Genomic DNA, 24520 nt, shown 5'->3' with positions numbered 1-24520 from the left:
AGTATATACAATCTAACATATTATATATATATATAACGCCTGTTGTCAACAATTATTACGCCGCGTCACTGCCAGGTCTGGAAATGGGTCTGGAAAAGGTCCCAAAAAGCATGCTTCCAATTTTCCAGCGTTCATGTCCCGGACGTCCTATGTCTTCCACTCCCTCACCCTGATGCAGGCTCATCAAAAATCAAAATCCGATTCCAACTTTACTTCCTATCAAAAAATAAAAAAATCAGGCACAGCCACGACCCAAACCGATCAGCTATGCCTAATACATTAGTCAACAAACATATCAATTTATCCGCCTTGTTATCCTGTGCCTTAACCTTACTTACAAAATCGAATATCCCAGGCGCAATCGCCTGAATTTTCATTTATTTTCTCAATTTATATTCGAAATCACCAAAAACAGAGTGCTGGTCCATATAAAAACAAAGCATTTTCCGTCGCCAATCGCTTGAAAAGAACCGATTTGCGGTCAATTCGGAAGTATAATCAAGAAAGTTTGCACTAACTTTACAAAACTAATTTTCAATTAGTTCCATTTAAATTAATTTTTTACCATCTTTTCCTCTAAAATCCAAAATTTATATGGACATTGCCCCCAAATCACCCTATTTCAAATATAAATAGGAATATTTTACATATATCCCCGGCAATTACAGAACTGAGCCGCGCCGCTTCAGCAACCGCCCCTTTCCACGGTAATACAAAATGCAATAGCCCGCCCAGCTCCAAATATCATCAAACAATCAGCCTTTTCACCGCACCATCATCCTTTTCCCATCAACCCGAATGCACCGAATGCCATTCCTTGCCTATGCTTCCTCAGTCTCCCGATGGAATTCTGGCTGCGATCTGCCCTGTAAAGTCGGCAAAATTCATGGTCTGCAGAACGACTTTTCCCGGGCCGGTTAGTTTGGTAAGGAAGAGGCCCTCTCCTCCGAAGAGGATATTACCCATGCCTTTTACCGTTTCCACCTCGTAGTTCACAGTCGGCGCAAAGGCTACCACATTGCCGGTATCTACTTTCAGCACTTCCCCCGGCGCCAGCTCTTTCACGGTGACATCGCCGTCAATTTCAAGGAACGCCTTGCCGCTTCCGGTCAGCCTCTGTAGAATAAACCCTTCCCCGCCAAAAAAGCCGGAAGAAAATCTCTTGGTAAACACGGTTTCCAGCTCCACGGAATTTTCTGCGCACAAGAATGCGCCTTTCTGTATAATCAGCCCATTGGCGCCTCTGACATCCACATCCAGGATACTCCCTGGAACCGTTGAGGCAAAAGCAATCACCGCATTGTCGCAGACGGCTTCATAGTGGGCGATGAACATGGACTCTCCGGCGAGCATCCTGCCAAGCCCTTTCAGCACGCCGCCGCGGGTGTTTGTGGACATGGCGATCCCGTCGCTCTGCCAGGCCATCCCGCCTGATTGGGTAAAAATAACTTCTCCTCTGTTCAACTGCATTTCCACCGCAGGAACAGTCTTGCCTATCATCTGATAATTCATTTTTTCCTCCTTTATAATTCCTTTTTTGTCAAACGCCCTTTCTCTATCACCTTTGTCTTAAAATCTTCGGCACCGCTGCTGCCATCATTTACGACTCTGGTTATGGTAAAGGCTCCCGTATCTGGATTCAAATCAAAAAGATCTTCGCTGATTTCCATGTTCCAAAGCGCCTTAATCTTTTCCTTTTGCTCTTTTTTCAGCTTTCCCACCAGCCCGTTTCCCTCCCCAATCGCTTCTTTCGCATATTTTTCTGGAAACATTGCTTCAATAGAAGGCCCATATCGGTCGCCGTCTTCCGGAAATTTCACGTTTATTAATTTTACGGATTCTCCGCTGATCTCCGTTACCAAGGTCAACGGCATGGAGCTGCCTGATAGCTCATAAGCAGCATCCTTGTACTTCACAAAGTCTCCCGACAGATCCCAGACATAGATTTCTGTATACCCCTCTTTCTCGCGGGCGCCGTAGACTTTCAGCGAGTCAAAAGTTTGAACGTCCAGATATTCCGCCTCATCTTGATCGTAAGGCTCTCTCGCAGTAAGCTGCTCGGTCACACTTTTTATCTGCTGATCGCTCAGCTGGACATCTGCCGGATCCCGGCCGCAGCCGATCAGAGATACAGCAAAAATTAAAACCATTGATAACACACAAATACACTTTTTCATTCCTTATCCTCTCTTTCTGATTACGCCTGACAATTCCCCCATTTTTCCCGAAAACGCCGGCGCAGGCACTTTCTTTAATAAATCTATTATATGTTACCGCCCTGCAAAAGACAATGCGTTCCTTTCATGACCAAATGGGGTTCTTGATATGTTTGCCCGGCAAACCACTTGACACGGGGTCATTTCCGTGATAATTTATTATACATACCAAACGTATGTATGGAAAGGACCATTGATATGTCGAGGAACAAATATCCGGAGGTCACGGTTAACCGGATTCTGGATTCTGCTACAAAGCTGTTTTTACAAAAGGGCTACGAAAAGACAACCATCCAGGATATTGTGAACGATCTGGGAGATTTGAGCAAAGGCGCCATCTACCATCATTTCTCATCAAAGGAGGACATCATTCAAGCGGTCGGCGAACGGATGTATGCGAACGTGGACTTTGCGTCTATGTTCAAGGGCCGTGAGGATCAACTGACCGGACTGGAAAAGCTGAAGGAAATCTGCCTGACTTGTATGACCAGCGTCCAGCAACATCAACTGATGGAAGCAGTGCCTGACTATTATCACAATCCAAAGTTTTTGGCGCAGGAAGTGTTCGAGTCCGTAAAACATTCGCCTCAGATGCTGCTGCCCTACATCGAGGAAGGCGTGGAGGATGGATCGATCACCGTATCCCAGCCCAAAGAGGCCGCGGAAGTGTTTTTGCTGCTCATCAACATCTGGATCAATCCGCTGGTCTTTCATGAAACCCGGGCTGCCTTCACGGAGAAAGTTCGCTTTTTAAAGACGCTGCTGGACCAGATCGGCCTGCCGGTTATGGACGAAAAGGTCATGGCTGCCGCATTGTCCTATGGGGAATGCTTAGACGATTAGCGTCCGTTTTCACTTGTTATCGCTTCCTACGGGAAGCAATTTATTGGGATTGAACATACCAACCGTATGTATGAAAGGAGATTTTTATGAAACTGCTAAATCGAAATTTTACACTGATATTAATCGGACAAATCATTTCGCTCTTTGGAAATGCCACGCTGCGGTTCGCGCTGCCCCTTTATCTGCTGGACCGAACAGGGTCGTCATCCCTGTTCGGTATCGTTCTGGCCTGTTCCTTCATTCCTATGGTGATCCTCTCGCCTGTAGGCGGCCTTCTTGCGGACCGGGTCAACAAGCGGAATATTATGGTTTTTTTAGACTTTCTAACCGCCTTTTTAACCGGCCTTTTCCTCCTTCTCAACGGTTCCTTATCACCTCAGGCCCTGGTCCTCATCGTAATGATGCTGCTTTCGGGAATTCAATCTCTGTATCAGCCTTCTGTTCAGGCCAGCATTCCTTTCCTGCAGGAGAAAGGAAACCTGATGACAGCCAACGCTATCATCAATCAGGTGTCGGCCCTGGCAAACCTCATCGGTCCGGTTTTGGGCGGTATTGTTTATGAAGCCTTCGGCGTAACCCAGGTGGTTCTCATCAGCGGAATCTGCTTTCTCTTGTCTGCTGTCATGGAGCTGTTCATCCGCATTCCTGTAAACAAGCTTCCTGAGAACGGCAGTATTCTCTCCATTGTAAAAGGGGATTTTGCTGAAAGCATTCACTACATTCACAGAGAAAAACCGGTCATCCAAAAAGTCATCATCATTGTAGCCTTGTTCAATCTGGTACTGACCTCCATGGTGATCGTGGGCATTCCGGTCATCATCAAAATACATTTGGCATTGTCCGGCCAGCTGTACGGCTACGCGCAGGGAATATCCGCTGCCGGCGGCCTGGCGGGCGGTATCCTCGTGGGCGTTCTGGCAAACCGGCTGCGGGCCGAAAAAGTATGGAAGCTGCTCCTGGCTGCCGCAGCAACCCTGCTGCCCATGGCGCTCTGCCTGCTCTTTGATGCGCCTCCCATGGTTTCCTATCTGGTCATCGTCTGCTGTTACTTCCTGATGATGGTGCTCGCCACCATGTTCAGCGTTCAGATGCTTTCTTTCGTGCAGAGCGAGGTGCCGGGAAGCCTGATCGGAAAAGTGATTTCCTTTGTTATGGCCATGTCCATGTGCTCCCAGCCTTTGGGCCAGGCCCTCTACGGTCTGCTCTTTGACTGGGCGGCGCCCCAATGGATCATTCTCGGGAGCATGGCCGCCGCGGCTGTCATTGTCATCGCGTCCAGAAAAGCTTTCAGCCATATCAACAATACCGCTGAGGAAAATCTGGGGTAAAGCTGGCAAAATTTCTCGAAAACTTTTGAAAAAAACTATTGAAAGAGCTGCCCGTTCCGTTGTATAATATTGATCGTATCAGATGCTACTGTGGCTCAGGGGTAGAGCAGCTCACTCGTAATGAGCAGGTCGTCGGTTCAAATCCGACCAGTAGCTCCAAAGATAAATCCCCTCAAATCCATTGTTTTCAACAGGTTTGAGGGGATTTTTTCTTGTTTTTCCGCACTTTAAAAATTCCAATTATTAGGCAATTCATTCCAAAGAAAGGAGCCCCTCATGGCGCAGACAGCAAAAACAACTCCCCAGGTTCACAACATCGAGCCCGTATACGACGCCCATTCCAAAATTCTGATTTTGGGCAGCTTTCCCTCGGTCAAATCCAGGGAAGCCCAGTTTTTTTACGGCCACCCGCAGAATCGTTTCTGGAAGGTGCTGGCCCAGGTGTTAGGTCATCCGGTGCCCCAGACCATTGACGAGAAAAAAGCCTTCCTGCTTGAGAATAACATCGCTGTATGGGACGTAATCGCTTCTTGTGAAATCGCAGGCTCCAGCGACAGCACCATCCGCAATGTGGTGCAAAACGACCTGTCCAGAATTTTAGATGCAGCACCTGTTGCACAGATTTTTTGCAACGGAGCCAAATCCCATAAACTTTATGAAACATACTGCCAGCCGCACACTGGCAGGCCGGCGGTCAAACTGCCTTCCACCAGCCCGGCCAACGCCGCCTGGACCTTAGACAAACTAGCAGACCACTGGCAGGCCATCCGCTCATTTCTTTAAAAAATCCTCAATCAGATCGGCAACCTGAGTACTTTCCAGAACATAGCTGGTATGGGTTTCTCCCTGGAGAATCTCCAGGCGGCTGCCGGGTATGTTTTCGGCAATGAATCGGGTATGGGATTCCTTGATCATATCATCGCTTCCGGCTGTCACCAGCACAGGGATGCGGATCCGATTCAAATCCTCCACAGTCAAATGAGGCTGGGTTAACTCCATTTTCAAAAGTCCATCTCCGGTGGCGGAATAGCTTCTCTCCATGGCCGCCCGGTCCTCATCTACAATACCACTGGGATCCGCATTGGCGCCGCTGACCATGAGCTTTGACAGCAAAACCGGATGCTGAGACGCCAGGATCAAACCGACGATCCCGCCATCGCTGAACCCGTACAGAGCCGGATGGTCCAGCTGCAATTCGTTTATAAAAGCCGCCGCATCATCCGCCATATCTTGATAATTGTATTCGCCCACAGCGCTGCTTTTCCCCTGCCCCCGGCTGTCTATGGCATATACGGTAAACGTTTCGCTGAGCCTGTCGATCACATGATCAAAGCTGCGGCCGCTTCCGCCGCCTCCATGGAGCAGGATCAAAGGCTCGCCCTCTCCCTGCCGGACATAGGCCAAACTGACCCCGTTCACATCGATGTATTGTTCTTCCCGGCCCGCGGCGCATCCGACCATTGTGACCAGCAGGATCACCACAAGCACCAATCCTTTCATTTTCATTCTTCCTTCACCTCATCTTTTCATTATAGCAAATTTTCATTGCGAAAGAAGGCTTTCTGGTATATGATTTTCATAACAAAGAAACAGGGAGGTTATCAATGAGTAAATTACTGATTGTTGTCGATATGCAAAAAGACTTTATCGACGGAGCGCTGGGAACCCCGGAAGCTGAAAAAATTGTCGAACCGGTCAACAAGAAAATTAAAGAATACGATGCCAGAGGCGATCTGGTCATCTTTACCGCCGATACCCACGGCGAAGATTATTTGCAGACCCAGGAAGGCCGAAACCTGCCGGTCCCCCACTGCATCAAGGGAAGCGATGGCTGGGAAATCTGCGCCAGCCTCTTTCGCCCGCAGGATGCACCTGTGATTGAAAAAGAAACCTTTGGCTCAAAAGATCTGGGAATCATGATGATGGAATTGGAACGGGCGGGAAACGCCCCTGACGAAATCGAGCTGGTGGGACTATGTACCGATATCTGCGTGATTTCCAACGCTCTGATGATTAAGGCATTTCTTCCGGAAATACCTGTAACAGTAGATAGCTCCTGCTGCGCGGGAGTGACCCCCAAAAGCCATGAAAACGCGCTGAAGGCTATGAAAGCCTGTCAGATTAGGATTATTTAGAAAGGAATTAAATTATGAAAAGACGGATTTTGATCGTTTCGTTCATCTTATTGCTTATCCTGTCCACGGCAGGCTGTGGATCCGGTAACAGCGGAGAAGAAAGCAAGACTGCAGGTCCAGGAAAGATGGAAATCGGTCCCAAACCTTTGACGACTGATGAAGCGGATCTTCTTTCCATGGCCGGACTGGACGGCACGGACGGCACCGGACTGATCGCGTATCAAGTCGATGATTCTCTAACAACGCTCCATGTGAAAATTATGGAATACCGAAGTAAAACAGGCAAATGGGAAGATGTGTCGGGAGACTCCCAATTTGACCAGTTCAATGGCAAGCTTTTAGTGACCTTTGGTGATGAAGGGCGTACGGCGCACATCGCCTCATCCCATAAAGAAGGCGGATCTTTGAGCAGTGAAGTTACCGGCCTTGCAAAACTGTCACCCGACGACGGTCTGGTTGCATCCACGATTGATAAACCTGTGCCAATCAAGCCGGATGAAGAAATCGCCGTTTACATGACGGCCCGAGCCAAAACCGATGCCGATGAAGGCGCGGCTCCGCCTCTTGAGTCTTATCCATCTGCGGACAAGTTTTCCCAATTCGACGTTGTCCGCGCAGTTATCGTATGGTTTTCTGCCGATTAACGTTTGCCCGCAGAAACCATCCAGGTATCAAACTTCGATCCTAGACGGTTTCTGCCATTTTTTCTCTCAAATTTTTGAGAACCTTTTTTTCGATACGCGAGACCTGCACCTGGGAAATCCCCATTTTGCCTGCGATCTGCTGCTGGGTCATATCTTTAAAATACCGCAGCACAATAATCTGTCTTTCCCGATCCGACAGAGTACCGATGATCATTTTCAAATCGATCATATCGATGTTTTTCTCTTCTTCCGAAATATGACTGATCTTTTTCTCCCGATAGCCCTCGGAAATTTCACTGTTGTCCAAACTTTCCACATTGGACAAGGCTTCGCCCGCATCCAAAATCTCCAGAATCTTTTCAACCGGCAGCTCCATTTCCTCTGCAAGATAGCTCAACTTGGGCCAGGTCCCGTTCTTGTTATAATACTCTTCTTTTATTCGCTTTAAATTTCGTATATCCATTTTCAGCTGACGGCTGACTTTAATCTTTCCGTCATCCCGGATATACCGCTTGATTTCCCCCAGGATCATGGGAACGGCATAGGTGGAAAACATAACGTCAAACCCTGTGTCAAATCGGTCGATGGCTTTGAGAAGGCCCATAAATCCGATCTGCAGCAGGTCATCCAGTTCATAACCGGAGCCGGTAAATTTCAATGCTAGATTTTTTACAAGTCCAGTGTTTTGATTTACGATCTGCTCCCGGGCGTCTTCATCACCCTGCTGAGCTCGTTTTATTAGCGCGTATGTATCTTCCTTTTTTACCGGCACATATTTAGATGCCATCGCTCAGGTCAAGCTGCTTGGTCATCGTCACCGTCGTTCCCTCTCCGGCCCGAGACTCTACTTCCAATCTGTCCATAAAGCTTTCCATAACCGTAAAGCCCATTCCAGATCGTTCTTCTGTTCTCCCTGTGGTGAACATGGGCTCTCTTGCCTTGTCCACATCTTCAATTCCAACGCCATGATCGCGCACCACAATCACAACCTTTCCCCCTTCACGAATCTGACACTCCAGTTCCACGGTCCCGCTGGAATCCTCCTTGTATCCGTGTATGATGCTGTTGCTGACTGCTTCCGATACGCCTGTCTTTATTTCCGTCAGTTCCTCGATGGTCGGATCCATGCAGGCCACAAAAGCCGCTGCTGCCGACCTGGCGAAGGCTTCATTCTGCGCCATGGCAGCAAATTCAATCTTCATTCTATTCTCCACTGAGCGTCACCTCCATCTGCAGCTGCTCCTGTCCCTTAATAAGACAGATGGCATCCTCTACGTTTTTTTGCTTGTCCACAACTGTAAAGATTCCCGCCATGTATAGAATCTTTTCGACAAAGTCCGAACAACCGGCCAGGAAAATCCTGCCGCCTTTTTTCGTCACTTTATTGTACCTGCCCAGCACTACGCCGATACCCGAACTATCCATAAACGTTACTTTTGCAAAATCCAGGATCAAGTGGCAGCATTGGAAGGCCTCCATCGTTTCATCTATCTCGTCTCTCACTGCTCCGGCGCTGTGATGATCCAGTTCACCGAACGCCGAAGCAATGAGAATATTGTCGGTCATCTGAAATTTTAAATGCATATAAAAATCCTCCTTTCTCTAACCGCAGCGTACAATTCAATTATAGTACGTGTCCTGCAGCTTGTCCTTAAGAGAAAAGGAGGAAATTCTTCTATTTTTAGCGATTATTCTGGTTTTATGTCGATTGTTTCGCGGGATGCGACCGCATCTGCGATTAACTGCTCTGCGTTCAACTTGCTTTCCGATGCCAGAATCCGTTCCAGCTTTGGTTTGGTCGCCGGATGTTTTGGCAGAAATACGGTGCAGCAATCTTCATAAGGCTGGATGGACGTTTCATAGGTACCGATCTCTCTGGCCTTATCCATGATGTCCACCTTATCCATGGCAATCAGCGGCCGCATAACCGGCATCTGTACGGAAGCATCGGTAACCACCAGCGCTTCTGCGGTCTGGCTGGCTACCTGTCCCAAATTTTCCCCGGTAATCAGCATCCCGCAGCCTGTCTCGCGGGCCACCTGTTCAGCAATTCGCATCATGAATCGTCGTACCAGAATAGTTGTTTCTTCTTCTGGGCAATGTTCAACAATCTGCTCCTGAATTGGCAGCAGATTGATTACATGCATTTTAAAGCGTCCGCAATAAGTGGCGACGATCTTTGCCAAATCTTCCACCTTTTCCTGGGCTCTCTGGCTGGTATAAGGGTAAGAATGAAAGTGAACCGCCTCAATGAGCATTCCCCGCTTGGCCATCATCCAGGTTGCCACCGGGCTGTCGATGCCGCCGGAGAGCAGGCTCATTCCTTTGCCGTTGGTTCCCAGAGGCAGCCCCCCGAAACCAGCAATTTTGTCCTGGTAGATATAAGATTTATCATGTCTCACATCGACGAAAAGCAGACAGTCAGGATCGTGGACATCCACCTTCAGCACTTTACAGCCGATCAGGATTTTGGCGCCGATGATGCGGCCGATCTCCGGGGATTTTACGGGGAAACTCTTGTCCGCCCGTTTAGCGTTGACTTTAAAGGTCTTGATTCCCTTCTCCTCGATCAGTTCCTCCATATATGCCACGGCGGCTTCACCGATGGCATCCAGGTTGGATTCGGTTTCCACGGCCGGGCTGATGGAAGCTACGCCGAATACCTTGGAAATTTCCTTGATAATGGCGTCCTTATCATACTGCTGATCTGCCCGGACGAAAATAAGACCTTCGTGGCGTTTCACGTCAAAGCGTTCAAACTTTCGTTTAAGAAGCTTGCGGATGCGTTCTGCCAGCATGCGTTCAAAATATGGTTTGTTCATCCCTTTCAGCGCCACTTCTCCGCAGCGCACGATGAAAATGTGTTCCTGATTCATGGTTTCTCCTTATCTATTTTTGTCAGCGTGGCTTACCGGAAGCTGCCCAGTCTGCGAAAACGGCTTACCGCCTTTTTCATTTTGTCTACCACTTGGTCCATCTCCGCGGCCGTATTATACTTGCCAAAGCTGAAGCGGATTGCTCCTTCAATTTCCCGGTCGGAAAGACCCATAGCTTTGAGCACGTGACTCTGTCCTTTTTTATTGGAAGAGCATGCGGATCCGGTGGAAACGTAAATTTCATCCTGCTCTAAGGTGTGCAAAAGAACTTCCGCCCTGGTTCCCAGGAAGGATATATTCAACACAGAGGGACAGCCGTCATCCGGGCTGTTGACACGAATATCCTTGATTTCGTCCCGAATGCCTGAAAGCAGCCGGTCTCTGAGCTCTTTAACCGAACCTTCTTCGGACAAAAGCGCGGCGGCTTCGCCCAAGCCTGCGATGGCAGGAACGTTTTCCGTGCCCGACCGCATGCCCGACTCCTGGCCTCCGCCCGCGAAAAAAGCAGGAATATGCACATCTTTTTTGATCCACAACGCGCCGATTCCTTTTGGTCCGTGAATCTTATGGCCGCTGACAGTAACCAAGTCTGCGCATTTTGCTAAAGGGATCTTGCCAAAGGCTTGTACCGCGTCCGTGTGCAAAAAAGCGTTCTGCTTCATTTTTGCAATTTCATCGATGGGCATGATGGCGCCGGTCTCATTATTCACCTGCATGACAGATATGAGTATGGTTTCCTCATTGATGGCCTCTTTCAGCTGATCCAGATCGAGGCGGCAGTCCTGATCCACGCGGATGCGGATCACGTCAAAACCCTGCTGCTCCAGCCGGCCGCATGCCTCCAGCACAGCCGGATGCTCCACCTGGGTGGTGATGATTCGGCTGCCTCTCCTTCTGCGGGCCGAGGCCGCGCCGAAGATGGCCATATTGTCGGATTCTGTGCCGCAGGACGTAAAATACAGGCTGCCCTCCGGCAAATCCATGGCCCGGGCCAGTTTTTTCCGAGCCTCTTTGACCGCTTTTTCCGCCATGATCCCCAAACTGTATAGCGAGGAGGGGTTTCCAAAATCCTCCCCCATGTATTGCAGCATGACCTCAGTCACCCGATCATGCTGTCTTGTTGTCGCACTGTTATCCAAATAAATCATAGGTTCTCCTTTGTCTGTAACCTATTTATTTTATCCCATTGGTTCCAATGCGTCAACCTTACAGTTCTGGAAACCGCACCTTAATATAATGGACTAACAGTTCTTTAATCTGTTCATCGGTAAAAGGCGTTGTGTCCAGCACAAAATCGTATTCCCGCAAATCCAGCCATTTTTTTCCGGTGAAGGTATTATAATATCTCGCCCTCTCCCGGTCTTCCTTTTCCATCAGCTTTCGACCTTTATCTCCGCGTACTGGTTTGCCCAGAGTTTTTTCCAAACGCTTCATCCGGGGTTCCAGATCAGCTTGCAGGAAGATGCTGACGTGCTTTTCATAGTTGCGGAACAGATAAGGCGCGCATCTGCCGATGATAACGCATGGACCCTCTTCCACCGCCTCCCGCATGATCTTGGTCTGTGTGTCAAAGAGCTGTTTGCTGGTGGGCACATACCATTCATCTGCGATATAGGGCATTTCATACACCGCGGTCTGGGCCAGCGTCGTCCAAACAGTCGTATTCTTTTCATCTACGTATGCCAGATTTTCTTCCGTCATATTCATCACTTCCGCCGCTTTGACCAAAATCTCTTTGTCTATGTATTTAAAACCAAAGTGCTTCGCAATCGCCTTTCCCATGTCTGAGCCGCCGCTTCCCAGCTGCCTGCCTATGGTTATCACATGATGCTTTTCCATTGTTCTGCCTCCTGTTCTTTTCTTTTATTTTAACATAGAATCAGTCGCAAAAGATATCATCGGTGCGTTTTTCTTTTTTCACAAAGAGGATGGCCATAATCAGCGCGATTACACCCAAAGATGCAGCCACGCCGTAAGCAGCATGCATTCCCCGCAGCGTAGCCTCAAGTTCTCCGGCGCTCTGATTCAGTGCCGTCACCATAGCCATAATCGTAATCAGGATAGCCGTTCCGATGGATCCCGCTACCTGCCTAGCCGTATTATTGATGGCGCTGCCGTGGGCGATCATGTTATTGTCCAGGGAGTTGAGTCCCCAAGTGGTAAGGGGCATATTGACCATGGACATGCCGAACATTCTCACCGTATAAATGATGCACAAATGTGAAAAAATCCAGGTTTCATCGATAAACACAAAGAAGAAGGAAAATCCAGTCATAATCGCAAGCCCGGTAATGGCAATTCCCCTCGGCCCGAAACGGTCGAACAGATTCCCGGTAATCGGACTCATGACACCCATAATCACCGCGCCCGGAAGCATAATCAGACCCGATTGAAGGGCGGAAAAATGAAGCACATTCTGCAAGTAGATGGGCGTGATAATCGTACCTGCGATCAAAGAGGCATTGATAATCATAGCAATGATCGTAGAGTAGGCAAAGATTTTAGTCTTTAGAATTCGCAGCTCTAAAAGCGGCGCCTCTGCCCTCATCTGCCGCCTGACAAAGATTGCCAAAAACACGATGCCTACTACCAGTGGAGCCAAAGTCATGGGATGGGCCCATCCGTAGCTTCCTGCAGAGCTGCACCCGTAGAGCAGCCCGCCGAATCCCAATGTTGAATATATGACCGAGCGCTGATCCAGCTTGAGCTTCTTCGTCTCACCTACATTCTTTAGCAGCCCGAATCCGAGAATCACGTCGATGGCTGCCAGAGGCGCAATGATTAAAAAGATGCTGTTCCAGCCCCAGACATCCACGACCCATCCCGACAAAGTAGGACCCACGGCCGGAGCGAAGGCGATGACGATTCCCACGGTTCCCATGGCTGATCCCCGCTTTTCCCTGGGGAAAAGGAGCAGAATAACGGTCTGAATCATGGGCATCAAAACCCCTGCCGCCATTGCCTGTAGAATGCGGGCTACTAAAAGGAGCAAAAAACCTTTCGAAAATCCTGCCAAAGCAGTTCCTGCGGTAAACAGGATCATAGAACTGAGAAAGATTTGTCTGGTTGTGAAGCGGTTGATCAGATAGGCGGTTATGGGGATCATGATACCGTTAACCAGCATAAAAGCCGTGGTCAGCCACTGGCCTTCTACAGCCGTTATGGAAAGATCCCTCATAATGCTGGGCAGGGCCGGAGAGAGGACGGTTTGGTTGAGTACAGCAATGAAGGCTCCCGACAGCATGATGCCAATAATTAACATGTAGCGGTCCGGCTTCCCGTTTGTTACGTTTTTTTCCACCATATTATGATTCCTCGCTTTCTTCTAATTTTTTTAATTGGCTAATCAGCGATTCTGCTTCCTTCAAGTTGAGAATCTTGCCGTTTTTTTCATAATCATCCAGCGTTCCCCTCAGAGAATGAATCAGCCGTTTTTTCTTAAGTACTGGCTGCAGCCATTTTTCCTCATCACTGAAGGCTTTGCGCAGAGCTGCAAGCTGTTCTTTTGTCATCAGCGGTCGCTTGCCCTTCCTTTTCTCCAGGATCGCTTCCAGGCTGTCAACCATAAAGTCGGCAATCTTCCTTTCATCCAGGTCAATCACATCTTCTCCGGCCACGAAGGTGATTTCCTTGATGAGTCCGTTGAGATTCAGAGTCAGCTCTCCTGCCGCTGTTTCGCTCTTTAAAGAGAATGCCTTCTTAATGATGCCGGAAAACTGTTCAAAGATGTCAAATCGGCTCTTATTGACAGCCGGCAGATATTTCTCCCGCTGATCCTGGTTCAAAGAGAAAAGCAACTCATCCATAAACCGGTTGCGTTCTGCAAACCGGTCCATTCGGGCGATAATGCTCTCCCGCAGGATGTTCTTAGGCGAAAGGTCCTTATTTTCTGTGATCTTTTCCACCTTCTGCATCATTTGATCCGTCAGATAAAAGACGACTAAAATTCCCAGACTCTCCTTGGAATTAAAGAATTTATAAAGCGTTGCTTTTGAAACATTGCAGGCTTCGGCAACATCCTGCATGGATGTCTTCAGATAGCCATTCTCCATAAATAGGGTTGCCGCAGCTTCCAGAATATGCTGTTTTTTTAAATCCATGAATGTTTTCCTCCCAAAGAAAAACTCCCCCTTGCTCTGCCTTGCGGACGAGTACCGGCGAGTTTTTTAAAAACTTTATAGTTTTATTATGCGCATTTATTCTGCGTTTGTCAAGAGGTTTCCGAAAAAACAAGCGCTTCCCCCAACCTTTTCATTGTCAGGGGAAGCGCCTATTCATAAAGCCTGTCGTCCGCTGTGTAACTTGGCAGTAGCGGGCGGAAGGAAATTATTGTTTTTCCAGCTTTCTCCCCAGTAGATAGAAGAGAATGCCGACTATAAAGACGATCATACCGGTCAGAGTTATTACATTGAGCATCAGAGGGAAGTCGCTGAACAAGCCGCTGCCCCATTCATCAAGGTAATACTCTGCTGCGTCTGCTCCTTCATACCACTGGAGGAACCATCTGGCAAGTATGGCATATATGCCAATTCCCATATATAAGTATCCGGCTTTATGCAGATCCAAAGGACCCAGTCTGGTACGCGGGTTGATCGGGTATTGCTCCGGCTCCTTAACGGTCAAGCCGCCAAACTTCCGCTTGCACAGGATATAAAGGATGGGAACAATGAGAATCCATAAAAGTCCTCCCAGGAACCAATCGGTACCGTTGAGCAATGTGGTCAGTACACAGATGATGAGAACGCAGGTGCACATCAGTGCATGCATCGGCGTTCCTCCCGGTATCTTGAAGGGTACCTCTTCTCTGGGAATTTTTCTCCTCAGAATAATCGCCGCAATGACCGTCAGCGCCGAGACAATTACCATAAAGAATACATCGATCACTACCAGGAATGAAAAGCTGAAGGGAATTAAAATTGCACTGACAAGAGCAACAATAATCAGTCCCACATAGGGCGATCCTTTCTTCTTCGTCAGTCTGGCAAAGAATTGAGGTCCCAGGTGTTCATCAGATAAAATTAGAATGCCCCTGGAGCCTGTAGCCAGGCACACATTGAAAATGGAACACTGACCGATGATCGCCACAACCATAAAGACTGCGCCGAATCCCACTCCAACATTCTCTGTAAGAACAGTCGTATAACCGATACCACCGGACTCTGTCGTCCATTCTTCCCAATTCCCGATGGATGCGATTCCAGCCAATGTGGGCAGTATATAGGTCAGAGAAATCAGCGGAATTACAATCATCAGAGCTTTGGGAATAACCCGGTTGGCGCCTTCAATCTCTCCTGCGAGCAGAGACATCTCATCAAAGCCCGAATACATCCAGATTCCGATGGCAAGCCCTGCGCCGATGCCTTCCAAAACGCCTACGTCATCAGGTACAAAGGGATCCATTGGATTCTGATTCCAGTTCATAAAGCCGACGACAGCTACTACCGCAAAGGCCAAAATTATGATGATGGACATAATCGTGCTGACAACGCCCACTTCTTTTATGCCCAAAACATTGATGATAAAAAATACCACGATCATCAGCAGTTTCAAAAGATATGCCTCTACCTGAGTCAGCTCTACAAAGATCCCCAGGTAGCTGATGGCCAGAACCACATATACGGTATTGCACACCAAGCTCCAGATCACATTGCTAAAGGCCATAATCGCAAACCAGAATTCACCCAGTGCTTCTTTTACCCAGATGAGGGATCCGCCTTCTACCGGCCTGGCAGCACCCATTTCCGCACAGATCATTCCGTATGGATACGCCCAGACAATTGGAATAATCAGCAGTAAAACAATCGTCAGCCCTGGCCCGCATTCCGGCACCATCTCTTCAATACCGTAAGCCCCTGCGCAGCAGATCGCATAGAACATTCCCACAACTGGCAGAACCCCCACTTTGGATTTCACCACATCTTTTACGCCGCTTCTTACCTTCGGCTGATGTTGATCTTTCATAGCAGTGTGCTCCTTTCCTAACTTCTTTGAGGAGCTATTTCAGCTCCGTAACCTTTGTATCGAGGGTAATATCCAATTTTTCCGCACACTTAATATAATAATCCACCTGATCAAAGGTCAGCATGTCGGATGATATGAGTCCAGTCTGTGTAAATTTGTCCTCCACAAACATCTTTGTGAAAAGAGCGCCTCCCTGTCCGGTCAGATACATCTCTGACGTGATGCCGGCCCGCTTAAAGGATTCAATTAATCCGGGAGCAAAGACATGGGTTTCCACTTTGATTTTTTTTCCATCCTTTTCACCGATAGCTTCCACCACCATTGCCCCGGAGTCCGTTACAAGGCCCTCTTCAATGATCTCTTTTATCTCGTCTCTGTACTTCGGTGCAGGCGGAATGTGCTTCAAAACCACATTGAACGGGATTACCTGCTGCCCATCGATTTCCTCCGGCACTTTGGATAACAGCCCTGCCCGGTAGATCGGCTCTGCGAAGGTCACGCCTGAGCCGGCGTACTTAAAGTAAATATTCTTTGCCCCTTTAAAAAATTCTTTTGCGTTCAGTCCCATATGTACCGGTTCATCGTGGTCGTGCTCCACAAAACGGATTTCTTTGCCCACATAGTCATATGTTCGATAAATCGGCCGTCCGAAAGGCTCTGTTTGTATCATCTCGCCGTTTTCAAAAGCATTGGGGATACCGCCCATATCGCTTAAGGCCGTCACCGGGGACCACCAGAATGGTAAAAACCGCTTTGCCTCAACTCCTTCATAGACAATATTATAAATGGTATCACAGGTATCCAGGTATTGCATGGTACGTCTGGCAGCAGCACAGATTAGGCCAGGGGCCGATCCTGTGGCGATGACTGCCGTCTTTCCGATTTCTTTAAAGCGTTTTCCATATTCGTCGTACATGATCTTAATTCCTTCCACCCAGTCCTTATGGATGGATTCGGTAGCTGCAAAATCCTGATAATTTGTCTTAACAGCCAGAGCTGCTTCCAGCACGTTTTTACCAAACTGGAGCGGCAGTCCGTTCACGATCAGGTCTACGCCCTCGGCGGCAGCTTTGATGCTCTCGATGTCAGAAGCATCCACTTTCATACCTTTTCCTTTTTTCAGGATACCCACCAGTTCACTTACCGCTTTCTCATCGTAGTCGGCACAGATGATTTCACTTACATTGGGTTCTTCATCCATGCGCTGTGCCACAGTTGATCCTTGTGCTCCGACACCTAAAATTAAAATCTTTTTCATAATATTCACCTCATTTGTCTTTCTTTCCTTCTCTATCTTTTATTCTAGCCGTTAAAGAAATAACAAATATACGTTCCTTGCCATAAAAGCACATAATTTTCAGAAAATTATAATTATTACGCTTGCAAGTTTTGAGGTTTTTTTTCGCAAGATCTGTTGTTTTTGCTTTGAAGATTTTGAATATTTATGTTAAGCTTACCAGGAAAGGAAGGTCCTTCCTATGTTACCGGAGCAAATCAATTATGAAAAAAATCTGCCCTTTGCCATTGGTTTTTCCAATGTGGCAAAGGAGCCGCCCCACTATCACAGAGAAATGGAGATGGCTCTCATTCTCAGGGGCACGGCCAGTTACCGGATCCATCACCAGAGGTATCAGCTGTCAGCCGGCGATGTGATTATCGTCGATACGGAGGATCTTCACCGGATCGACCAATCGTCAGAGGATGTTCTCATGCTGACTATGTACGTGGATCTGGAGTTTTTCAATGATCTTTATCCCAACATTGACTTTATGATCTTTGCCTGTGAAGAATGCGCCAGAGAATCGACCTCCCGCCACCAGCAGCTGCAGAACAAAGTAGCTTTTCTCCGGCACCATCTGGCGGAAATCATGACGCTGACCGCCTCCAGGGAGGATAACAGCCAGCTGCTCATGGAAAAAATTCACCAGTTCATCTTCTTGATGGTCAATCAGTTCCAGGGTTTTTTCATTGAGGATAATCAGTTTAAAACCAGCCATAACGAGGTGAACTCCATCGATCTGGACCGGCTGTACCGAATCATTAAATATATCTATCTCAACTACGACCAAAAGATTACCTTGGATGACTTGGCCGAATTGGAGCATCTGAGCCCCTACTACGTTTCCCATCTGATCAAGGAAACATCCGGCCTGAGCTTTCAGAATTTCCTCAATTATGTACGGGTGGAATACGCAGAAAAATTTCTCGCCGAAAACAAGCTGACTCTGACGCAGATCAGCGAATTCTGCGGTTTTTCTTCCCCTTCATACTTTAATAAGTGTTTTAAAACCTGGCATCATTTGACCCCGTCCCAATACCGCAAACAGCTCCAGCTGTGCGAAAGAGCCTTGCACAAGGATTACAGCCAAACGGAGGCCCTTGCTCTCTTAAAGCCTTATCTGAACGCCTTTCAGTCAAAGCAGCGGAGCAAGGTGCAAAACCACGCATCCCACCACATGTTTCTCCCGGTGCGGACAGGGGCTTCTTCCTGCGGAGACTTCCAGAGTAATTTTTCACTGCGCATCTTTGTCGATTCTGTCGGCGATTTGGCGCGCCTCGGTTACTGCTGGGAAAAGCTCCGGCCGCTGGCCCCGCAGGCATTGGGGATATCTGCCGGTGCGCTGCAGGCGGTTCCGTGCGGAGAAGCACTGTTATCCGATCTTTTACCTGCGCAAATCCAGCCGGAGATCTGGCAGACACCGCCGGATCTGCGCAATACTCCCGCTGCCACTATCTCAGAAGCGTTTGCATCGATTCTGGAGGATCCCGACCCTTCCATCCGGCTCTTCGGTGAGTCCTGCGCCCTTTTTACCAATGATGGCCTTCCCAGCCCCTATTATACCATCTATTCGTTATTCGCAGGGCTTCGCGGGAGCATCTGTGAAAGGCGGGAGCAATATCTTTTGGTGTCCCATGCTCCCTATCTTTTCATATTGCTCTATCAGACAGATGCTGCCTTTGCCCTCAGCACCCACCTGCATTTTCATAATTTCCAAGGGGATGTTCAAGTGATCGAGCAGCGCTTTGGCAAGGAACACAGCCCCGCAGCAATGCTGGAGGCTCTAGGCAGCCCACAGGAAATAACAAAACCCCTGAAGGAGCACATTTGGCGCGCTGCTTCAGGGGAAACCCAGTTTTTTCAGTTGAAATGCCAGCTTGATCCCAGGCTGGACCTGGACATTCCGCCCAATACGTTTGTTTTGCTTAGTTTTAAAGAAGGGTAAGCACAAGGCCGGTCATAACCGTTTTCATGCTCCCACCTCCGTCTCGATCAGGCGTTCAATGATATCTTCATAAGAAAGCCCGATATGTTTCAGCATATTGGGATACCGGCTGTGATTTGTAAATCCGGGAATGGTGTTGACTTCATTAAAAATAATTTCTCCGTCCGGCGTGAGAAAGAGGTCAACTCTGGCGGAAGATCCTTCTGCCGCCGGTTTTACGAATAGAGGGTATCCCTCCTTTTGCGCCCATTTTCCTTCTCTGGTAATGCCGATCAGTATCGGTTCATGCTGCTAATCACGCTGAAAGCGGATTGCATAGAAATTTCATGTTTCGATGAGCGACCTCCGAACAATACTGCAATTTTCTTTTTGTTATTCATTTTGTCTTCTCTCCTTCTTCTGCCTGTTTGGCAGGCAGCACACTTTCAGGCTTTGATAGCAAAGGGTTTTCTGTTTTTTTCGTATTGGCAGTGTCCACGGAAAAACTTCCGTCAACCGTTTCCTCCCCATGGGTTGTTCCTTCTTTCTCACACACTTTTTTTCTGCAAGTAAATTGTAACAGAGGGCAGCTTGCTTTGTTTTAAGGCAAGCTTATGGATCTCTTATGGGATTGTGATGAAAGTATTAAGATTGTATGTATGAAGTTTTTCAAGATCAGGTTCACAAACCCTGGGCTTTGTTAAAAAACGTAGCATTTTAATAAAATTTTCCCGATCTGAGTCAAGACGCCTAGAATATGGAGTTTTACGGATCATTCTCTTTCCAACAAACTTAGCAGAATGTGTACAAAAAAGGAGCATATTACATTCATCACTCATTTGATGATGTGACATGCCCCTTTTTCAAATTTCTTTGTTAAAACAGTTTCCAGAGCGATTCCAATTCGTTCATCGCATCCGCGGATTTTGATAAATCATCGGGCGCTGCTGCCGTATAGGTCTTGGAAAAAGCGATTTCCCAACCCAGATAATTGCAGATACAGTCAAACTGCTTGGGAATGATCTCATACTGGGCGTCGCCCTGCTCAGCTTCTCCGATCACGATTACACCGATTTTTTTCTTTAAATCGTGCAGCGTTTGAGACTGGCAGTAAAATTTGTCGATAATTGTTTTCAGCTGTGCCGTTACGCCCCACCAGTAAACCGGTGTAGCAAAAACGATGATATCCGCCGCCGCTACCGCATCTACAATCTGATTGGTATCATCATCGAATGTGCAGTGGCTACTGCTTCCACAGCATTCACAGGCAATGCACGGTCCCACAGATACTTCCGCAGCTTTCACTTCCTCAATTTCCATCCCCTGGATATGCTCCAGCCCCTTCGTCAAAGCCTCCAGTGCTGCGCAAGTATTTCCTTGTCTTGGACTTCCATTTAACAATAACGCTTTCATTAGCTACCTCCCTCAACAATTAAACTTTTATCAACTATTATTGATTCATTATAATACAAATGCGGCGAAAAAAACAGTGCCCCGGCAGCTGTTTCGAAACTGTTCCTGGTTCCAGGATCCGTGATCTGGCCCATTTCTGATGGAATCTACGCATTTTCTTTGATCCTGAGTTGTCCCGGCGGCGGCCCCGAGGACCAGCCGCCAGAGCATACCGCAGCGGCCCCTCCCAACAACCCAGGCCGCCCACTTAAAAGGAGAATGCTTCTGCGCAGGCTATCTCCGCAGGAACCCCGCAAACGCGGGGTTCTGAGGACGAATAGCCGGAGCAGAACATTCTCCTTTATTTCGCATAATCAATCGCTCGTGTCTCACGAACTACATTTACTTTAATCTGTCCCGGGTATTCCAGTTCGGATTCAATCTTCTTGGAAATATCTCTTGCCAGGAATACGATCGATTCATCGGTAACCTCATCCGGCTTGGCAATGATCCGAATCTCTCTTCCGGCCTGAATGGCAAAGGACTTGTCTACGCCTGGAGTCGTATTTGCGATATCTTCCAGCTTTTCCAGCCGTTTAATATAGGTCTCCAGAGTTTCACGTCTCGCACCAGGTCTGGCCGCCGAGAGGGCATCTGCCGCTGCGATCAGCACCGCTTCCATGGACTTGGGTTCGTAGTCGCCGTGATGCGCCGCCATTCCATTAATAACAGCTTCCGACTCCTTGTACTTTTTGAGAACCTCAATTCCCAGGTCAACGTGGGTACCTTCTTTTTCATGGTCAATGGCTTTACCAATATCATGGAGCAGCCCGGCTCTCTTCGCCAGTGTAATATCCAATCCCAGTTCTCCGGCCATCAGACCAGCCAGGTGAGCAACCTCGATGGAATGCTTGAGCACATTCTGTCCGTATGACGTACGATACTTGAGCCTTCCCAGCAGCTTTACCAGCTCCGGATGCAGGTTATGTATCCCTACCTCAAACGTGGCCTGTTCACCTTCTTCTTTAATAATAGCGTTGACTTCCCGCTCTGATTTCTTGACCATTTCTTCAATCCTTGCGGGGTGAATTCTTCCATCAACAATGAGCTTTTCAAGAGACAGACGTGCGACTTCTCTTCTTACCGGATCAAAGCCCGATAAAATAACTGCCTCCGGCGTATCATCGATGATCAGGTCGATTCCCGTCAGAGTTTCGATTGCTCTGATGTTCCTTCCCTCTCTGCCGATAATGCGGCCCTTCATTTCATCATTCGGAAGCGGAACAACGGAAACCGTGCTTTCCGCCACATGGTCGGCGGCACATCTCTGTATCGCACCTGTAATGATTTCTTTTGCTTTCTTGTCCGCCTCTTCCTTGGCTTTTGCCTCGATGTCCTTGATCATTACGGATGCTTCATAACGAATTTCCTTTTCCGTGTTTTCCAGCAGTATGGCCTTTGCTTCTTCGACCGAGTAGCCCGATATTTTTTCCAGCTCCTCCATCTGCCTTTCTAATACGTGATCTAATTCTTTTTGCTTCGATATGATCGACTGCTCTTTATTTGTAATGCTTTCTTCTTTTTTCTCTATATTTTCAAGTTTTCTGTCAATCGATTCTTCCTTCTGAATCAATCTGCGTTCTGACTTTGAAATTTCGGAACGGCGTTCCCGAATCTCCCGGTCAGCGTCGCTTCTTAATTTATGCGCTTCTTCCTTAGCCTCAAGAATATATTCTTTGCGAATCGTCTCCGATCTGTTTTCAGCATCAAGGATCAGATTCTTAGCCTTTTGTTCCGCGCTGCCGATAGCCTTCTCTCCAACTGTCTTTCTGATAATATATCCAATTAAAATCCCCAGCAACAGGGTAATAATTCCCACGACAATAGGTATAACGATATTTGCCATTTAAACACCTCCTTTTCATTAGTATTTTCATATTCGTATCATAGAAGTTTGCTTGTAAAATATAATAAAAATCATGCATTACGTAATAATTTTTAAATAAAATCACACATTAACATTATAATGTTTTGTGGGCAACTAGTCAAGGTTATGAAAGGGAATGGATGGACAATTATTGGAAATTATGGAAAAATGCAGACAAGGTCTTTATTGTCACTGCCATATGCTTTGCAATCCTAAGCATTACCATGATCACCAGCATCTCCTATAAAAACGGGCAGGTGATCCTGCGGGACATTGTGATCCAAAGCATTGCCTACGGCCTTGGCTTTATTGCCGCTGCGGCGATGATCTTGTGCGATTACCGCAAATTCCAGGATTTCAGCAAAGCGCTGTACATCGGCTCCCTGCTGTTCCTGCTGACCGTCTACGTCCCCGGCCTGGGCATCGTCTCCAACGGCGCCCGCTCCTGGATCAATCTGGGCTTCACCACCTTTCAGCCCTCGGAAATCGTGAAGATTTCCTTCACCATTCTGATGGCCAACTATTTTTCCAGAAATAAGGCCCAGCTAAGCCATCTGCGCGGAGTTACTTTAGCTGCTCTCTATGCGGCGCCCTTTATTTTCATCGTTGTCAAAGAAGATTTGGGCAGCGCTATCGTATACTGCTTTATCTGGGTCTTCATGATTTTTTTTGCCGGCATCGATCACAAAATTTTTGCCCGTTTTGCATTGCTTTTTTTATTGTCGCTGCCCATCGCTTACGGGTTGATGGCTCCTTACCAGAAACGGCGGATTGACGCTTTCCTGCATCCGGGCAATCTGGAACTGCCGGGGAACTACCATGTCTGGAATTCCAAGGTCGCCATCGGATCCGGTGGAGTTTTTGGCAAAGGACTTTTCGCAGGCACGCAAAAAGAACTGGATTTCCTTCCGGTTCAAAAATCAGACTTTATCTTTTCCGTGATCGTGGAAGAATTGGGGATGCTGGGCGGCGCGCTGGTAATCCTGCTCTTTGCCGTCCTCCTCTACCGAACGGCAAAAGTGGTCTACAGCGCGGCTGATCTTTACGGCGCCCTCTTAGCCATCGGCTTCTTAGGCATGTTTCTCTTTCAGGTCTTTGAAAACATCGCCATGACCATGGGCATCATGCCCGTTACCGGAGTAACCCTTCCCTTCATCAGTTACGGCGGTTCTTCTGTACTTTCGGGCATGGCGGCTCTAGGACTCATCATCAGCGTGGGAATCCGGGGCCGCAGTACGGGGCTGTGACCGTATCGCTCAGACAGCGCTGATATCCGTCAGCCTACGGAGAATATTGCGGAAATTCTCCTCTATGTAGGTTCCTTCCTTTGAAACGATAGGAATTCCCCGATTAGTAGAGATATAGATATTATCGTCAAACTGAATCAAACCAATCAAACGGCTGTTAAGAATTTCGGAAATTTCTTTCAAATCTGGAACTAAATGCTCTGCCATCAGATCGACTCTTACTTTATTAACAATGTAGCAGGTATCTTTGATACCTGCTTTTTGCAGATAGCGATTCAAAACGTCGGCATCTCTCACCGCAGCGATGTCGGCTTCGGTAACCAGCAGCGCCCGGTCGGCTCCGGCCATGGAAATATCCAAGCCGCTGCCAATTCCAGCAGGGCAATCAATAAACACGTAGTCGAAGTCTTTCTTTAGTTTGCGGCACATGATCTCCATATGAAGGGGCGTAATATCGCGATTGTCTTTTCTTGGGCAGGCTGACATCAGATACAGATTTTCAAAACGTCTGTCTCGGATCAGCGCCCTTTTGATTCTACAGATCCCGGAAAGTACATCCATAATATTATAAACGACTCGGTTTTCAAGCCCCAGATATAGATCCAGGTTCCGCATACCCATATCCATGTCAAGCAGAGCCACTTTATAGCCATGCTTAGCCAAAAGTGCTCCCAGATTGGCTGTCACCGCAGTTTTTCCGGTGCCTCCTTTACCTGATGCAACTAAAATTACTTCGCCCATTTCTTCC

Annotated in this window: 24 protein-coding genes, 1 tRNA gene and 1 pseudogene; 8 read left to right on the top strand and 18 right to left on the bottom strand. The window is 47.8% G+C overall.

From position 1 onward, the window contains the following. Positions 1-831: 831 nt before the first annotated feature. Complete coding sequence (locus tag NIA71_RS00390; RefSeq protein WP_148396732.1) at positions 832-1512, bottom strand: TIGR00266 family protein; 681 nt, start codon at positions 1510-1512, stop codon at positions 832-834. Positions 1513-1523: 11 nt separating this feature from the next. Then, entirely contained in the window at positions 1524-2177 is a 654-nt protein-coding gene (locus NIA71_RS00385; RefSeq protein ID WP_148396733.1) for a hypothetical protein, read from the bottom strand. Positions 2178-2414: 237 nt separating this feature from the next. Here NIA71_RS00385 and NIA71_RS00380 point away from each other — a divergent pair, with 237 nt between their 5' ends. The 4 genes from NIA71_RS00380 to NIA71_RS00365 all read left to right on the top strand — a co-directional run bounded on the left by NIA71_RS00380 (position 2415) and on the right by NIA71_RS00365 (position 5170). Then, complete coding sequence (locus tag NIA71_RS00380) at positions 2415-3059, top strand: TetR/AcrR family transcriptional regulator (RefSeq protein ID WP_253019351.1); 645 nt, start codon at positions 2415-2417, stop codon at positions 3057-3059. 86 nt (positions 3060-3145) lie between these two features. Continuing rightward, entirely contained in the window at positions 3146-4387 is a 1242-nt protein-coding gene (locus NIA71_RS00375; RefSeq protein WP_148396735.1) for an MFS transporter, read from the top strand. An 84-nt stretch (positions 4388-4471) separates the two neighbouring features. Then, a tRNA-Thr gene (locus NIA71_RS00370) sits at positions 4472-4546 on the top strand. A gap of 117 nt (positions 4547-4663) precedes the next feature. Beyond that, positions 4664-5170 carry a DNA-deoxyinosine glycosylase gene (locus NIA71_RS00365; protein ID WP_253019350.1) on the top strand — a complete coding sequence of 169 codons (507 nt, stop codon included), beginning with the start codon at positions 4664-4666 and terminating at the stop codon, positions 5168-5170. Here NIA71_RS00365 and NIA71_RS00360 read toward each other — a convergent pair. Beyond that, a complete protein-coding gene (locus NIA71_RS00360) occupies positions 5159-5893 on the bottom strand; it encodes an alpha/beta fold hydrolase (RefSeq protein WP_227754838.1) in 735 nt (244 codons plus the stop codon). The genes NIA71_RS00365 and NIA71_RS00360 overlap by 12 nt on opposite strands. Before the next feature lie 98 nt (positions 5894-5991). On the opposite strand from NIA71_RS00360, the gene NIA71_RS00355 reads away from it, so the two are divergent. Further along, on the top strand, positions 5992-6522 hold the full coding sequence (locus NIA71_RS00355) for a cysteine hydrolase family protein (RefSeq protein WP_148396737.1): 531 nt from the start codon (positions 5992-5994) through the stop codon (positions 6520-6522). A gap of 14 nt (positions 6523-6536) precedes the next feature. Then, positions 6537-7166, top strand: a complete 630-nt coding sequence (locus NIA71_RS00350) for a hypothetical protein (RefSeq protein ID WP_148396738.1) — start codon at positions 6537-6539, stop codon at positions 7164-7166. Between the two features lie 40 nt (positions 7167-7206). Here the strand turns inward: NIA71_RS00350 and NIA71_RS00345 are convergent, their stop codons facing one another. The 10 genes from NIA71_RS00345 to NIA71_RS00300 all read right to left on the bottom strand — a co-directional run bounded on the left by NIA71_RS00345 (position 7207) and on the right by NIA71_RS00300 (position 17261). Further along, positions 7207-7953 carry a sigma-70 family RNA polymerase sigma factor gene (locus NIA71_RS00345; RefSeq protein WP_148396739.1) on the bottom strand — a complete coding sequence of 249 codons (747 nt, stop codon included), beginning with the start codon at positions 7951-7953 and terminating at the stop codon, positions 7207-7209. Next, the gene (gene spoIIAB, locus NIA71_RS00340; protein WP_265333419.1) at positions 7943-8368 is read right to left on the bottom strand and encodes an anti-sigma F factor; all 426 of its coding nucleotides are present in this window, start codon (positions 8366-8368) and stop codon (positions 7943-7945) included. Before spoIIAB ends, NIA71_RS00345 begins: the two co-directional genes overlap by 11 nt. 1 nt (position 8369) lies before the next feature. Further along, entirely contained in the window at positions 8370-8750 is a 381-nt protein-coding gene (locus tag NIA71_RS00335) for an STAS domain-containing protein (RefSeq protein ID WP_148396741.1), read from the bottom strand. A 104-nt stretch (positions 8751-8854) separates the two neighbouring features. Further along, entirely contained in the window at positions 8855-10042 is a 1188-nt protein-coding gene (gene thiI / locus NIA71_RS00330; protein ID WP_148396742.1) for a tRNA uracil 4-sulfurtransferase ThiI, read from the bottom strand. Positions 10043-10074: 32 nt separating this feature from the next. Further along, positions 10075-11190: a cysteine desulfurase family protein gene (locus tag NIA71_RS00325; protein WP_253019349.1), complete on the bottom strand. Its 1116-nt coding sequence runs from the start codon at positions 11188-11190 to the stop codon at positions 10075-10077. 58 nt (positions 11191-11248) lie between these two features. After that, on the bottom strand, positions 11249-11881 hold the full coding sequence (locus NIA71_RS00320) for an AAA family ATPase (RefSeq protein ID WP_148396744.1): 633 nt from the start codon (positions 11879-11881) through the stop codon (positions 11249-11251). A 40-nt stretch (positions 11882-11921) separates the two neighbouring features. Further along, positions 11922-13346 (bottom strand): MDR family MFS transporter, encoded by a 1425-nt coding sequence (locus NIA71_RS00315; protein WP_253019348.1) that lies wholly within the window; start codon positions 13344-13346, stop codon positions 11922-11924. Between the two features lies 1 nt (position 13347). Further along, positions 13348-14142, bottom strand: a complete 795-nt coding sequence (locus NIA71_RS00310; protein ID WP_253019347.1) for a TetR/AcrR family transcriptional regulator — start codon at positions 14140-14142, stop codon at positions 13348-13350. Positions 14143-14368: 226 nt separating this feature from the next. Then, positions 14369-16003, bottom strand: a complete 1635-nt coding sequence (locus NIA71_RS00305; RefSeq protein WP_148396747.1) for an APC family permease — start codon at positions 16001-16003, stop codon at positions 14369-14371. Positions 16004-16037: 34 nt separating this feature from the next. Beyond that, complete coding sequence (locus NIA71_RS00300; protein ID WP_253019346.1) at positions 16038-17261, bottom strand: saccharopine dehydrogenase family protein; 1224 nt, start codon at positions 17259-17261, stop codon at positions 16038-16040. 220 nt (positions 17262-17481) lie between these two features. Here NIA71_RS00300 and NIA71_RS00295 point away from each other — a divergent pair, with 220 nt between their 5' ends. Beyond that, positions 17482-19227: a helix-turn-helix transcriptional regulator gene (locus tag NIA71_RS00295; RefSeq protein ID WP_253019345.1), complete on the top strand. Its 1746-nt coding sequence runs from the start codon at positions 17482-17484 to the stop codon at positions 19225-19227. 24 nt (positions 19228-19251) lie between these two features. On the opposite strand, the pseudogene NIA71_RS00290 reads toward NIA71_RS00295, so the two are convergent. The 4 genes and pseudogenes from NIA71_RS00290 to rny form a co-directional block, all read right to left on the bottom strand. Then, positions 19252-19419 (bottom strand): annotated as a pseudogene (locus NIA71_RS00290) (D-alanine--(R)-lactate ligase); the annotation flags it as partial. 184 nt (positions 19420-19603) lie between these two features. Then, entirely contained in the window at positions 19604-19762 is a 159-nt protein-coding gene (locus tag NIA71_RS00285) for a hypothetical protein (protein ID WP_227754628.1), read from the bottom strand. A gap of 320 nt (positions 19763-20082) precedes the next feature. Beyond that, entirely contained in the window at positions 20083-20619 is a 537-nt protein-coding gene (locus NIA71_RS00280) for a flavodoxin family protein (RefSeq protein ID WP_148396751.1), read from the bottom strand. Positions 20620-20959: 340 nt separating this feature from the next. Beyond that, on the bottom strand, positions 20960-22504 hold the full coding sequence (rny, locus tag NIA71_RS00275) for a ribonuclease Y (protein ID WP_148396752.1): 1545 nt from the start codon (positions 22502-22504) through the stop codon (positions 20960-20962). A 161-nt stretch (positions 22505-22665) separates the two neighbouring features. Here rny and NIA71_RS00270 point away from each other — a divergent pair, with 161 nt between their 5' ends. Beyond that, the gene (locus NIA71_RS00270; protein ID WP_148396753.1) at positions 22666-23772 is read left to right on the top strand and encodes an FtsW/RodA/SpoVE family cell cycle protein; all 1107 of its coding nucleotides are present in this window, start codon (positions 22666-22668) and stop codon (positions 23770-23772) included. 9 nt (positions 23773-23781) lie between these two features. On the opposite strand, the gene minD is transcribed toward NIA71_RS00270, so the two are convergent. Further along, on the bottom strand, positions 23782-24513 hold the full coding sequence (gene minD, locus NIA71_RS00265; RefSeq protein ID WP_148396754.1) for a septum site-determining protein MinD: 732 nt from the start codon (positions 24511-24513) through the stop codon (positions 23782-23784). Positions 24514-24520 lie beyond the last annotated feature (7 nt).

This window comes from Ihubacter massiliensis (genome assembly GCF_024125305.1).
Lineage (GTDB): Bacteria > Bacillota > Clostridia > Peptostreptococcales > Anaerovoracaceae > Hominibacterium > Hominibacterium faecale.
The sequence above is the reverse complement of the archived record's forward strand: the minus strand, read 5'-3'. Positions and strand labels throughout refer to the sequence as shown.

Coding starts and splice junctions, on each gene's coding strand:
- NIA71_RS00300 (WP_253019346.1), bottom strand. CDS start 17,261: ATGAAAAAGATTTTAATTTTAGGTGTCGGAGCACAAGGATCAACTGTG.
- NIA71_RS00345 (WP_148396739.1), bottom strand. CDS start 7,953: ATGGCATCTAAATATGTGCCGGTAAAAAAGGAAGATACATACGCGCTA.
- NIA71_RS00310 (WP_253019347.1), bottom strand. CDS start 14,142: ATGGATTTAAAAAAACAGCATATTCTGGAAGCTGCGGCAACCCTATTT.
- minD (WP_148396754.1), bottom strand. CDS start 24,513: ATGGGCGAAGTAATTTTAGTTGCATCAGGTAAAGGAGGCACCGGAAAA.
- NIA71_RS00280 (WP_148396751.1), bottom strand. CDS start 20,619: ATGAAAGCGTTATTGTTAAATGGAAGTCCAAGACAAGGAAATACTTGC.
- NIA71_RS00315 (WP_253019348.1), bottom strand. CDS start 13,346: ATGGTGGAAAAAAACGTAACAAACGGGAAGCCGGACCGCTACATGTTA.
- rny (WP_148396752.1), bottom strand. CDS start 22,504: ATGGCAAATATCGTTATACCTATTGTCGTGGGAATTATTACCCTGTTG.
- NIA71_RS00380 (WP_253019351.1), top strand. CDS start 2,415: ATGTCGAGGAACAAATATCCGGAGGTCACGGTTAACCGGATTCTGGAT.
- NIA71_RS00305 (WP_148396747.1), bottom strand. CDS start 16,003: ATGAAAGATCAACATCAGCCGAAGGTAAGAAGCGGCGTAAAAGATGTG.
- NIA71_RS00360 (WP_227754838.1), bottom strand. CDS start 5,893: ATGAAAATGAAAGGATTGGTGCTTGTGGTGATCCTGCTGGTCACAATG.
- NIA71_RS00365 (WP_253019350.1), top strand. CDS start 4,664: ATGGCGCAGACAGCAAAAACAACTCCCCAGGTTCACAACATCGAGCCC.
- NIA71_RS00320 (WP_148396744.1), bottom strand. CDS start 11,881: ATGGAAAAGCATCATGTGATAACCATAGGCAGGCAGCTGGGAAGCGGC.
- NIA71_RS00375 (WP_148396735.1), top strand. CDS start 3,146: ATGAAACTGCTAAATCGAAATTTTACACTGATATTAATCGGACAAATC.
- NIA71_RS00385 (WP_148396733.1), bottom strand. CDS start 2,177: ATGAAAAAGTGTATTTGTGTGTTATCAATGGTTTTAATTTTTGCTGTA.
- NIA71_RS00335 (WP_148396741.1), bottom strand. CDS start 8,750: ATGCATTTAAAATTTCAGATGACCGACAATATTCTCATTGCTTCGGCG.
- NIA71_RS00325 (WP_253019349.1), bottom strand. CDS start 11,190: ATGATTTATTTGGATAACAGTGCGACAACAAGACAGCATGATCGGGTG.
- NIA71_RS00270 (WP_148396753.1), top strand. CDS start 22,666: ATGGACAATTATTGGAAATTATGGAAAAATGCAGACAAGGTCTTTATT.
- NIA71_RS00350 (WP_148396738.1), top strand. CDS start 6,537: ATGAAAAGACGGATTTTGATCGTTTCGTTCATCTTATTGCTTATCCTG.
- thiI (WP_148396742.1), bottom strand. CDS start 10,042: ATGAATCAGGAACACATTTTCATCGTGCGCTGCGGAGAAGTGGCGCTG.
- spoIIAB (WP_265333419.1), bottom strand. CDS start 8,368: ATGAAGATTGAATTTGCTGCCATGGCGCAGAATGAAGCCTTCGCCAGG.
- NIA71_RS00355 (WP_148396737.1), top strand. CDS start 5,992: ATGAGTAAATTACTGATTGTTGTCGATATGCAAAAAGACTTTATCGAC.
- NIA71_RS00390 (WP_148396732.1), bottom strand. CDS start 1,512: ATGAATTATCAGATGATAGGCAAGACTGTTCCTGCGGTGGAAATGCAG.
- NIA71_RS00295 (WP_253019345.1), top strand. CDS start 17,482: ATGTTACCGGAGCAAATCAATTATGAAAAAAATCTGCCCTTTGCCATT.